General features: G+C 67.9%; 8 protein-coding genes and 1 pseudogene. 4 read left to right on the plus strand and 5 right to left on the minus strand.

The window, feature by feature from the left end; all coding sequences use genetic code 11:
• Nucleotides 1–37: 37 nt before the first annotated feature.
• The 4 genes from ACAW63_RS05635 to ACAW63_RS05650 all read left to right on the plus strand — a co-directional run bounded on the left by ACAW63_RS05635 (nucleotide 38) and on the right by ACAW63_RS05650 (nucleotide 4,359).
• Nucleotides 38–1,654 carry a gamma-glutamyltransferase family protein gene (locus tag ACAW63_RS05635; protein ID WP_371232269.1) on the plus strand — a complete coding sequence of 539 codons (1,617 nt, stop codon included), beginning with the start codon at nucleotides 38–40 and terminating at the stop codon, nucleotides 1,652–1,654.
• A gap of 472 nt (nucleotides 1,655–2,126) precedes the next feature.
• Nucleotides 2,127–2,963 carry an outer membrane protein OmpK gene (locus tag ACAW63_RS05640; protein WP_275609595.1) on the plus strand — a complete coding sequence of 279 codons (837 nt, stop codon included), beginning with the start codon at nucleotides 2,127–2,129 and terminating at the stop codon, nucleotides 2,961–2,963.
• A gap of 140 nt (nucleotides 2,964–3,103) precedes the next feature.
• Entirely contained in the window at nucleotides 3,104–3,772 is a 669-nt protein-coding gene (locus tag ACAW63_RS05645) for a TetR/AcrR family transcriptional regulator (protein WP_371232270.1), read from the plus strand.
• Nucleotides 3,769–4,359 carry a YigZ family protein gene (locus ACAW63_RS05650; protein WP_371232272.1) on the plus strand — a complete coding sequence of 197 codons (591 nt, stop codon included), beginning with the start codon at nucleotides 3,769–3,771 and terminating at the stop codon, nucleotides 4,357–4,359. The genes ACAW63_RS05645 and ACAW63_RS05650 overlap by 4 nt, the downstream gene beginning before the upstream one ends.
• A gap of 461 nt (nucleotides 4,360–4,820) precedes the next feature.
• Here ACAW63_RS05650 and ACAW63_RS05655 read toward each other — a convergent pair whose 3' ends face one another.
• The 5 genes and pseudogenes from ACAW63_RS05655 to xdhA all read right to left on the minus strand — a co-directional run bounded on the left by ACAW63_RS05655 (nucleotide 4,821) and on the right by xdhA (nucleotide 11,448).
• A complete protein-coding gene (locus tag ACAW63_RS05655) occupies nucleotides 4,821–5,558 on the minus strand; it encodes a methyl-accepting chemotaxis protein (protein ID WP_371234584.1) in 738 nt (245 codons plus the stop codon).
• A 177-nt stretch (nucleotides 5,559–5,735) separates the two neighbouring features.
• Nucleotides 5,736–6,749: pseudogene (locus tag ACAW63_RS05660) on the minus strand (cache domain-containing protein); the annotation flags it as partial.
• 109 nt (nucleotides 6,750–6,858) lie between these two features.
• Nucleotides 6,859–7,695, minus strand: a complete 837-nt coding sequence (gene xdhC / locus ACAW63_RS05665) for a xanthine dehydrogenase accessory protein XdhC (protein WP_371232274.1) — start codon at nucleotides 7,693–7,695, stop codon at nucleotides 6,859–6,861.
• Entirely contained in the window at nucleotides 7,692–10,031 is a 2,340-nt protein-coding gene (gene xdhB, locus ACAW63_RS05670; protein WP_371232275.1) for a xanthine dehydrogenase molybdopterin binding subunit, read from the minus strand. The genes xdhC and xdhB overlap by 4 nt, the downstream gene beginning before the upstream one ends.
• A complete protein-coding gene (xdhA, locus tag ACAW63_RS05675; RefSeq protein ID WP_371232277.1) occupies nucleotides 10,024–11,448 on the minus strand; it encodes a xanthine dehydrogenase small subunit in 1,425 nt (474 codons plus the stop codon). Before xdhA ends, xdhB begins: the two co-directional genes overlap by 8 nt.
• Nucleotides 11,449–11,663: the final 215 nt, after the last annotated feature.

Here is an 11,663-nt window from a genome sequence, read left to right on the forward strand (position 1 = left end):
CTACCCTGCCGTCTCAAGCCGTATCCGGAGGTCGTCGATGCTCAGCTTTTCCGCCCAGGAGTACCCCTATCCCTCGCAGCGCTCGCTGGTCTTCGGCCGTCGCGGGATGGTCGCCACCTCGCAACCGCTGGCGGCGCAGGTCGGGCTGGACATGCTCAGGCGCGGCGGCAACGCCATCGACGCGGCCATCGCCACGGCGGCGGCGCTGACGGTGGTCGAGCCCACCGGCTGCGGCATCGGCGGCGACGCCTTTGCCCTGGTCTGGGTGAAGGACCGCCTCTACGGCCTGGATGCCAGCGGCCACGCGCCGCAGAAGCTGAGCATCGAGGCGGTGCAGGCCGCCGGCCATTCGAAGATGCCGCTGTACGGTTGGACCCCGGTGACCGTGCCGGGCTGCCCGGCGGCCTGGGCCGAACTGTCGCGGCGCTTCGGTCGCCTGCCGTTTGCCGAGCTGCTGGCGCCGGCCATCGAACTGGCGCGCGACGGTTTCCCGGTTTCGCCGGTGATCGCCGGCCTCTGGCAGAGCGGCCTGGACAAGTTCCGCACGGCGCGGCCGCAACATCCCGAGTTGCAGACCTGGTTCGACGAATTCCTCCTCGACGGCCGTGCCCCCTTCGCCGGCGAACTATTCGCCAATCCGGCCCAGGCCGACACCTTGCAGGCCCTTGCCGAAAGCCAGTGCGAAAGCTTCTACCGTGGCGAGCTGGCGCGCAGCATCGCCGCTCACGCCGAGCGCAGCGGCGGCTACCTGCGCGCCGATGACCTGGCCGGCTACCGGCCGCAGTGGGTCGAACCGATCTCGCTGAACTACCGCGGCTACGACGTCTGGGAAATCCCGCCCGCCGGCCAGGGCCTGGTGGCGCTGATGGCGCTGAACATCCTCCAGGGCTTCGACTTCGGCGACCGCGACAGCCCGGAAACCTGGCACCGCCAGGTGGAGGCGATGAAGCTCGCCTACGCCGATGGCCGCGCCTACATCGGCCAGCCGGACTGCATGCGCGTCAGCGTGGCCGATCTGCTCAGCGACGACTACGCCGCCAGCCGCCGTGAACTGATCGGCGCGCGGGCGCTGGAGCCGCATCCGGGCAAGCCGAAATCCGCTGGCACCGTGTACCTGGCCTGCGCCGACGGCGAGGGCAACATGGTCTCCTTCATCCAGAGCAACTACCACGGCTTCGGCTCCGGCGTGGTGGTACCCGGCACCGGCATCGCCCTGCAGAACCGGGGCGCCGAGTTCAGCCTCGATGCGCAGCACGTCAACGCCCTGCGCCCCGGGAAGAAGACCTTCCACACCATCATTCCCGGCTTCCTCAGCAAGGACGGTGTGCCGCTCGGCCCGTTCGGCGTGATGGGCGCCTACATGCAGCCGCAAGGGCACGTGCAGATGGTGATGAACCTGGTGGACTTCGGCCTCAACCCCCAGGCCGCACTCGACGCGCCGCGCTGGCAGTGGCTGGGGGACAAGCGCGTGGGCATCGAATACCACGCGCCGCGGAGCCTGGCGGCGGTGCTGACGCGGCGTGGCCACCATGTGGAAGTGGCCCATGACCTGACCACCTATGGCCGCGGCCAGATCGTCCTGCGCGACCCGGTGAGCGGGGTTCTTTGTGGCGGCACCGAGCCGCGCACCGACGCCCATATCGCCGTCTGGTAACGCAACCGCCCGGCAGTCCGGCGCAATCTTCAGGTGTGGCGCGTGCCCGCCTCTGGCATCATTCGCGCCCGAAAAAATGCGTGATGTTTCCCTCGGGGCACTGTGTAGATTTCCTACAGAAGAGTTGTATACACAATTTGAATTGATTCGATTCAACACAAATCTGTCATGTATCCAATTTTCTTCCTGGTGATCGCCAAAGTCTGCACCTGAATGGCGCGAGGCTGCCCTGGAATCCGGAAAAGTTGTCTCGTGGGTCAGAAAATTGCCGACCCAGAGCCGGCTTGAGAGTGTCCGCCGTCCCTGCGGGGACCACGCAAAAAGCACGGATCGATCATGGATCCGGCATAAAAATGGAGCGCTCGGTCAGGTTTGGCGCCAATCTTGCTTTCCCAGGCCAGACCTGACCGACAGGACAGGTTCCGCTGACAACTAAAAACGTAATTCGACTGCACTGATTTAGGAGCAACGCATGACTCGCACTCTCGCATCCCTGCTGTTTGCCAGCGGGCTGCTGGCGGCCGGCCAAGCCATGGCCGGCGGTGAAGACCTGACTCCGGCTCCGGCCTCCAACGACGGCCCGCTGATCTGGCACAACGAAAGCCTGAGCTACCTGTGGGGCAAGAACTACAAGGTCGATCCGCCGATCCAGCAGACCTTCACCCTCGAGAGTGCGAGCGCCTGGACCTGGGGCGACATCTGGTTCTTCGTCGACCAGATCAACTACAACGGCAAGGAAAGCTCGGTAAACGGCAAGAACAGCTACTACGGCGAGTTCAGCCCGCGCCTGTCGTTCGGCAAACTCACCGGCACCGACCTGTCCTTCGGCCCGGTCAAGGACGTGCTGCTGGCCAGCACCTACGAGTTCGGTGAAGGCGACGTCGAGTCCTACCTGCTCGGCCCGGGCTTCGACCTGGCCCTGCCCGGCTTCGACTACTTCCAGCTGAACTTCTACTACCGCAAGCCCGACGGCAACCGCGTACCCTCCGGCGCCTGGCAGATCACCCCGGCGTGGGCCATCACCATCCCGGTGGGCAACTCCGACATCCTGTTCGACGGCTTCATGGACTGGGTCGTCAACAACAAGGACGCCAGCTCCAGCGAGCGCGGCCAGAGCGACTACCACGCCAACCTGCACTTCAACCCGCAGATCAAGTACGACCTGGGCAAGGCCATGGGCTACGAGGCCAAGCACCTGTACGTGGGTATCGAGTACGACTACTGGTCCGACAAGTACGGCATCAAGGATTCCCAGTACTTCACCACCGACCAGAACACCATGAGCGCACTGGTCAAGTACCACTTCTGACGGCTCGCCGGGCCCCGCCACGCGGCGGGGTCCGCGGTCCCGCATGGCGCATTGCCACTCATTTTCTCCGACGAGCGCTTGAATCGCCCGCCCTGCCTGGGTTATCCATGCTGCGCCCCCCGTAGACGTGGACTCGCCCCATGACCCTCCAAGTGCCCGCCCATACCGTGCAGAACGGCGACAAGCCCGCCGGCCGCATTCGCCAGAAGAACGAAGAAGCCATCCTCACGGCCGCCGAGGAAGAGTTCGCCCGTCACGGTTTCAAGGGCACCAGCATGAACACCATCGCCCAGCGCGTCGGCCTGCCCAAGGCCAACCTGCACTACTACTTCAGCAACAAGCTGGGGCTGTACGTGGCGGTGTTGAGCAACATCCTCGACCTGTGGGACAGCACCTTCAACCATCTCACCGTGGACGACGACCCGGCCACCGCGCTGGCTGCCTACATCCGCGCCAAGATGGAGTTCTCCCGCCGCTACCCGCAGGCCTCGCGGGTGTTCGCCATGGAGATCATCAGCGGCGGCGAGTGCCTGACCGAGCATTTCAGCCAGGACTACCGCACCTGGTTCGCCGGCCGCGCCGCCGTGTTCCAGGCCTGGATCGCCGCTGGCAAGATGGACCCGGTCGACCCGGTGAACCTGATCTTCCTGATCTGGAGCAGCACCCAGCACTACGCCGATTTCGCCACCCAGATCGCCTTCGTCACCGGCCGCAAGCGCATGTCCAGGCAGGACTTCGGCGAGGCCGGCGACAACCTCATCCGCATCATCCTCAAGGGCTGCGGCCTGACACCGCCGGCGACGGCATGAGTTTCACCCTCGCCGCGCCCGCCCTCTACCAGGAAGATATCCGCAAGAGCCGCTTCCACTGCGTTGCCGCGCCGATCGCCAGCGAGGCCGAGGCGCTGGCCTTCCTCGCCGCCCACCGCGACGCCAGCGCCGGGCACAACTGCTGGGCCTGGAAGCTGGGCAACCAGTACCGCTTCAGCGACGACGGCGAACCCGGCGGCACGGCCGGACGCCCGATGCTGGTGGCCATCGAGGGGCAGGACATGGACCGCGTGGTGGTCATGGTCAGCCGCTGGTTCGGCGGCATCAAGCTCGGCACCGGCGGCCTGGCCCGCGCCTACGGCGGCTGCGCGGCGAAATGCCTGCAGGACGCGCCGCGCGTGGAGCTGGTGCCCAGCAGCCGGCTGGCCTTCGAGTGCAGCTTCGCCGAGCACGCGCTGTTCAAGGCGCGCCTGCTGGCCCTGGGCGCCACCATCGAAGACGAGGCCTTCGGCGCCAATGGCGTACAGCTGACGCTGAACCTGCCCACGGCCCAGGTGGATGCCCTGCAGCGGTTGGTCAGCGACCTCAGCCGGGGCCGTATCCAGGCGCAATCGCTGGACACCTGAAGCTTCTCCCCAATCGCCGTGGAACCGCCTGTGGATAACCTGTGGTTCGACGCCGCCTGCCCGGATGAATCGTGGTCTTGGGCGGGTTGCTCGATTTTTGATCAAAAGCGCCGGCAGGCGCTGGACATTATTTGAACAAGCTGTGGAAAAGCTGTTGGCAGATTTGCCCGGATTTTCCTGATCCGGCGGCCGCCGAATCATTCAGTGAACTTATGCAGCTCCCGGAGCGACTGGGCTCGGACCTTTCGAGCGAATGTTCAGTGGCAGTGGAGAACCCGGTGTAAAAGCTCTGAACAATTTGTGGGTAATCTGTGCGCTATTCGGGCCCGATCATTGCTCGTCCGGGGCGATGATCGATCAGCAAGGCTCACTGACAAGCAGGTTGCGCGGAACCAGGGGTCCCGCCAGCCTGTGGGTAACTTTGGGGAAAAGACGCCGGCGCGGAGGCCGGCGCCGGGGGCTCACAAGCGGAATTGCGCCATCTGCCGCGCCAGGTCGTCGGCCAGGGCGCGCAGCTCGCGGCACTGCTCGCTGCCGTGCTGCACTTCGCGGGTGGTGGCATGGGCCAGGTCGGCGATGCCCTGCACGTTGCGGTTGATCTCCTCGGTCACCGCAGACTGCTCCTCGGTGGCGGTGGCCACCTGGTGGTTGATGTCGCTGATGCGTTCCACCTGGTCGGCGATGGCGCCCAGCGAGACTCCGGCCTGTTCGCTGGCGGTCAGGCTCTGGCCGGTGGCCTGCTGGCCGGAGTGCATCGAGCGCACGGCAACCTCGGCGCCGTTCTTCAGCCGCTGGATCATGGCGAGGATTTCGTCGGTGGAACCCTGGGTGCGGCTGGCCAGGGTGCGCACCTCGTCCGCCACCACGGCAAAACCACGGCCCAGTTCGCCGGCCCGCGCCGCCTCGATAGCGGCGTTGAGGGCGAGCAGGTTGGTCTGCTCGGACACGCCGCGGATCACCGCCAGCACCTGGTCGATGCTCGCCACCTGGTCGGCCAGCTGGCCCACCGCGCTGGCGGCCTCGCCGATCTCCCCGGACATGCGTTGGCCGAGCTGCAGCGAGCCATCGACCACCCGCCGCGCCTCGCCGGCCTCTTCCCGCGCCTGCTGCGAGGCACTGGCCGCCTGTTCGGCGTTGCGCGCGATCTCCTGCACGGTGCTGCCCATTTCGTTGACCGCCGTGGCGACCATGTCGGTCATCTCCTGCTGGCGGCCAGCGCGTTCGGCGGTGTTATCCACCACCCGCGCCACTTCGCCGACCGTCTGTAGCAGCCGCTGGCTGGTGGCGAGCACGGCGCCGATCAGCGCACGCTGGCCTTCGAGGAAGCGGTTGAAGCCGCGCGCCAGGTCGCCCAGCTCGTCGGCGCGGCTGTCGTCCAGGCGGCGGGTCAGGTCGCCACCGCCTGCGCCGATGTCCAGCAGCGCGCCGGTGACCTGGCGAATCGGTTTCACCAGGCTGCGCGCCATCAGCACCACCAGCGCCAGGCAGACCAGCGCCACCAGCGCGCCGGCAAGGCCCGAGAAGGCCAGCGCTTCGCGGGCGTCGGCGTAGATTTCCGCCTCCGGCACTTCGCTCACCAGGGTCCAGCCAAGGTCGTGCAAGGGCAGGCTGGCAGCCAGGAAGTCGTCGCCGTCGCGCTCGAAACGGGCGCTCTGGAAGCCCTGTTTGCCGAGCAGCGCGGCCGCCGCCTGGGCGCCGAGCAGATCGTCCAGGGTGCGGCCCTTGGGCAACGACGGGTCGGGGTGGATCTGCACCTGGCCGTCGTTCTTCACCAGGTACACGCGCCCGGACGCTCCGAAGCGGAAGTCGCGGATCAGCGCCGACAGCTCGCGCATCTCCAGGCCCAGCCCGGCGATGCCCAGGAGCTTGCCATCGCGCTCCACGCGCTGGTCGATGAACAGCGCCAGTTCGCCGGTGCCGCCGTCGGTGTCGATATTCCACATGCGTGGCTTGCCGCTGTCGATGAACTGGAAGTACCAGCTGTCCTTCGGCTCGCTGCGGCTCAGGGTGCGCTCCTTGCCCTTGTCGCTGTAATAGGCGCCGCTGGCGTTGGAGGTGATCAACGCGGAGAAGGCTTTCTGCGAGGCGCGGATGCCGCCCAGGTAACGGGTGAATTCGGCGAGCCGTTCCGGGCTTTCGCCGGCGGCCAGCCAGTCCTGCACCAGGGTGTTCTCGGCGATGCCGGAGGCGGCGGTGATCGGCCCGGTGAGGCGTCGTTCGAAATCGTTGGCGATTGCCTGGATGCTCGCTGGCAGGGCCTGTTCGAGCAGGTAGCGCTCGCTCAGGCGATTGACCAGCACGGCATACAGGCCGAGGACGATGAGCAGGCTGATCAGCAGGGCAGCGCCCATGCTGAGGATGAGTTGGGTCTGGATACTTCGCAGGCGCATGTTCTTGTTCTCCTCCGAACGCACGGCGAATCGCCCGCTGCAGGAAGCGGGCGAAGAGACGGGGTCAGGAGGTTATCGGCCGGGGTGCGGAAAACTGTTGTCCAGTTGGTCAGCTTTTCGTCGGGTCGCTGCACAGCGCCGCCCAGGCCACGCCTTCACGGGTCTGGCGCGGCGGTGCGTCCTGGTGATAGCGGGCGATGACCTGGGCGGCAATGGAGATGGCGACCTCCAGCGGCCGTTTGCCGGGCACCTCGGCCAGCCCGATGGGGCAGTGCAGCTGGGCGATGACCTCCGGCGCATAGCCGCGCTGTTCCAGGCGCATCTGGAAGCGCTGGGCCTTGGTGCGCGAACCGATCATGCCGAGGAAACCGGCGTCACCGCGCTTGAGCACGGCTTCGGCGAGGGCGTAGTCCAGCGGGTGGTTGTGGGTCATGACCAGGAAGTAGCTGCCCGGCGGCGCTTCGCTCACCGCGTCTTCCGGCTCGTCGAGCAGGCGCATGCGTACGCCCTCGGGGACCGTCTGCGGGAACTCGGCCGCGCGGCTGTCGACCCATTCCAGGCGCAGCGGCAAGCCCGCCAGCAGCGGCGCCAGGGCGCGGCCCACGTGGCCGGCGCCGAACAGCAGCACCTGCGGCCCGCGCGCGGCGAAGCACTCGAACAGCAGGCTGGCGCGCCCGCCGCAGCATTGGCCCAGGCGCGGGCCGAGGGGGAAGTGCTCCAACGCCTGCGCATCGCGGCCGGCCAGCAGGAGCTTGCGCGCGTGCTCGATGGCGGCGAACTCCAGGTGACCGCCGCCGATGGTGTCCACCGTGGTCTCGGCGGTGACCAGCATCTTGCTGCCGGACTCGCGCGGGGTGGAGCCCTGCACGCCGACCACGGTGACCAGCACATAGGGCTCGGCGCTGTCGCGCAGGCGGGCGATGGCGTCCATCCAGGTCTGGGTCATGAGTGGGTCTCCTTGCGCAGCGCCTCACAGGCCCAGAGTACCCGCTCCGGCGTCGCCGGCGTATCCAGCTCCGGGCTCACCCGGTAGTCCGCCAGGCTGGCGACGGCATCGCGCAGCGCCGACCACACCGAGATCGCCAGCATGAACGGCGGCTCGCCCACGGCCTTGGACAGGTACACGCTGTCCTTTTCGTTGGGCCGGTCGAACAGCGCCACGCGGAAGTCCTCGGGCATGTCGCTCACCGCCGGAATCTTGTAGGTCGCGGGCCCCACCGTGAGCAGCCGGCCCGCGTCGTCCCAGCGCAGCTCCTCGGTGGTCAGCCAGCCCATGCCCTGGACGAAGCCGCCCTCGATCTGGCCGATGTCGATGGCCGGGTTCACGCTGCGGCCGACGTCATGCAGGATGTCCACTCGCCGCACGCGGTACTCGCCGGTGAGCGTGTCCACCTCCACCTCGGACACCGCCGCGCCATAGGCGAAGTAGAAGAACGGATGGCCCTGGCCCTTGTCGCGGTCGTAGAAGATCTTCGGCGTGCGGTAGAAGCCGGTGGCGGAGAGCTGGATGCGCGCGAAATAGGCCGCCTGGATGACTTCGGCAAAGCCCAGGCGTTGCGTGCCGACGGTCACGCCGCCGTGTTCGAAGCGCACCTCCTGCGGCTTCACCCCGTCGCGTTCGGCGAGGAATTCCGCCAGGCGCTTCTTCAGCGTGCGCGCCGCGTCGCGGGCGGCCATGCCGTTCAGGTCGGTACCGCTGGAGGCGGCGGTGGGCGAGGTGTTGGGCACCTTGTCGGTGCGCGTCGCGGTGATCGCCACGCACTCCAGCGGTACCTGGAATTCCTCGGCGACGATCTGCGCGACCTTGGTGTTCAACCCCTGGCCCATCTCGGTACCGCCGTGGTTCAGCTGGATGCTGCCGTCGGTGTACAGGTGGATCAGCGCGCCGGCCTGGTTCAGGTGCTGGGCGGTGAAGGAGATGCCGAACTTCACCGGCGTCAGCGCCAGGCCCTTCTTCAGCACCGGGCTCTGCGCGTTGAAGGCGTGGATCGCCTCGCGCCGTGCGTGGTAATCGCTGCTCCGTTCCAGGCGTGCGATCAGCTCGCCCAGCAGGTTGTGCTCGACCTTCTGGTGGTAGGGCGTCAGCTCGCGCCCCATGCTCCCGTAGAGATTCAGCTTGCGCACGTCGAGCGGGTCCTTGCCCACCGCGCGGGCGATGTCGTCCATGGCGCGCTCGATGATCATCATCCCCTGCGGCCCGCCGAAGCCCCGGAAGGCGGTGTGCGAGACGATGTTGGTGAAGCTGCGGTAGCCGGAGATGGCCACGTCGGGGATGAAGTAGGCGTTGTCGGCGTGGAACATCGCGCGGTCGACGATGGCGTCGGAGAGGTCCGGCGAGTGGCCGCAGTCGCCCACCACTTCCAGTTGCGCGGCCAGCAGCCGGCCGTCGTCGTCGAAGCCGATGCGGTAGCGGTTGTGGAAGGGGTGGCGCTTGCCGGTCAGGCGCATGTCGTCGGCACGCGGCAGGCGCAGCTTCACCGCGCGACCGGTCTTGCGTGCGAGCAGCGCGGCGAGGCAGGCGAAGGGCGCAGCCTGGGTCTCCTTGCCGCCGAAGCCGCCGCCCATGCGCCGCACTTCCACCGTGACCTTGGCCAGCGGAATCGCCAGCACCTCGGCCACCAGTTTCTGCACTTCGCTGGGGTGCTGGCTGGAGGTGTGCACCAGCATTCCGCCGTCGTCGGTGGGCAGCGCCATCGAGGCCTGGCCTTCGAGGTAGAAATGCTCCTGCCCGCCGACGAACTGGCGGGCTTCCAGCACGTGCGGCGCAGCGGCCAGCGCGGCCTCGGCATCGCCCCGGCGCATGTGATGCGGCGGGCGCACGAAGCGTTCCTCGGCCTTGGCCTGGAGCGGGTCGAGCAGGGCGCTTTCCTCGGCGTATTCGACCTTCGCCAGGCGCACGGCGCGGCGCGCCTGGATCAGGCTTTCGGCGGCCACCGCGAACAGCGCCTGGCCGTGGTATTTCACCCGGTCTCCGGCCAGCAGCGGGTCGCCGGGGAACACCGGGCCGATGTCGGTGTGTCCGGGCACGTCGTCCAGGGTCAGTACCGCCATCACGCCGGGGGCGGCACGCACGGCGTCGAGGTCGAGGGCGCGCACGGCGCCACAGGCGATGCCGGTCAGGCCGACAGCGGCGTGCAGCAGCTCGCGGGGCTCCTTGAGGTCGTCCACGTAGCGCGCCGCGCCGCTGGCGTGCAGCGCCGCGCTGTCGTGTTCGCGGGGCTGTCCCGCGCTGTGTACGGCGGCCGTTACGCCGTTGCTGGCCAGCGGCGGCAGACTACGCATGGCGCACCTCCGCAGGGCTCTGAGTCCATTCCAGTAGTGCGCGCTGCAGGAGGTTCTGCGCCACCTTCAGGCGATAGGCGGCGCTGGCGCGCAGGTCGTCGATGGGCTGGAAGTCCTCGGCGATCGCGGCCTGCGCGGCAGCCACCGCACGGGCATCGAAGGGCCGTCCGCGCAGGGCCGCTTCACTACGCACACCGCGCAATGGCGTAGCCGCCATGCCTCCACACGCGAGGCGCGCATCGGTAACGATGCCGGCGTCATCGAAGTCCAGGCGCAGGGCCATGCAGACGGCGGAAATGTCGTCGTCGCGGCGCTTGGAAATCTTGTCGATGCGGAATTTCTGGTGGGCTTTCAGGCGCGGAATCAGCACCGACTCGATGTACTCGCCGGGTTGCAGGATCGTCGTGCGATAGCCAGTGAAGAAGCCATCGACGGGCACCTCGCGCGTCGTGCCGGCGCGGCGCAGCCGAAGCTTCGCATCCAGCGCCAGCAGCACCGGCGGCATGTCGCCGATGGGCGAGGCGTTGGCGATGTTGCCGCCCAAGGTGCCGCGCTGGCGGATCTGCAGCGAACCCAGGCGCTCCATCAGGGCGGCGACGCCGGGGAACTCGGCGAGGGCTTCGAGGCAGTCGGCGTAGGGGCGGGCGGCGCCGATCAGCAGGTGGTCGGCGTGGGTTTCCAGGTGCTGCAGTTCGCCCAGGTTGTCGAGGTGGATCAGCGCCGGGAAGGCCTTCAGGTTCTGCGTGGCTTCCAGCGCCAGGTCGGTGCCGCCGGCGATCAGCCGTGCCTGTGGATGGCGTTGCAGCAGGTCGTCCAGCTCATCCAGCGAGGTGGGTAACCAGGCGTTTTGTTCGCTGTCGTGCAGCGTGCCCTTGGCGGGCAGTTCGCGCAGCCGGGCGAGGGTAAGCGCGGCGTCCCGGGCGAAGCGATCGGTACACGGCTGCCCGGCGATCTGCGTGGCGGCGTCGAGGATCGGCCGGTAGCCGGTGCAGCGGCACAGGTTGCCGGACAGGGCGGTCAGCGCCGTCTCGCGGTCGTGGGGCGGCGGCGAGTGGTGCCAGGCGAACAGCGACATGACGATCCCCGGCGTACAGAAACCGCATTGCGAGCCGTGGCAGTCCACCATCGCCTGCTGCACCGGATGCAGCGCGCCTGCCTGGCCGAGGTGCTCGACGGTCAGTACCTGGCGCCCATGCACCGCCCCGAGCAGGGTGATGCAGGCGTTCACCGCGCGGTAGCGCAGCTTCTCGCCGTCGGGCTCGACGAGCACCACCGTGCAGGCACCGCAATCGCCGGAGGCGCAACCTTCCTTGGTGCCAGTGCGGGCCAGGTGGCTGCGCAGGTAGTCGAGCAGGCTGGTTTCCGGCGGCAGTCCGTCGGCCCGGATCAGCTCGTCGCCCAGCAGGAACTGGATCATGGGGAGTCCTCGTCGTCAGGCGCCGGTGCCCTCAAGGCAAGCATAGGCTCGTGGGGCTTTTTGACCAGACAGCCAGGAATGCCGACGGGGTTTGCGGATGCGTGGGGCGTACAACCGTTCGCGGTTGTACGCCGATACACCGCGTTGCGTCGTCGGCTCCGGCGCGGGCTCGGAGTGCCTTGGGGGCAAGGTCAATCGGCGTATAACGCGGAGCG

This window comes from Pseudomonas sp. QE6, assembly GCF_041379005.1.
Lineage (GTDB): Bacteria > Pseudomonadota > Gammaproteobacteria > Pseudomonadales > Pseudomonadaceae > Pseudomonas.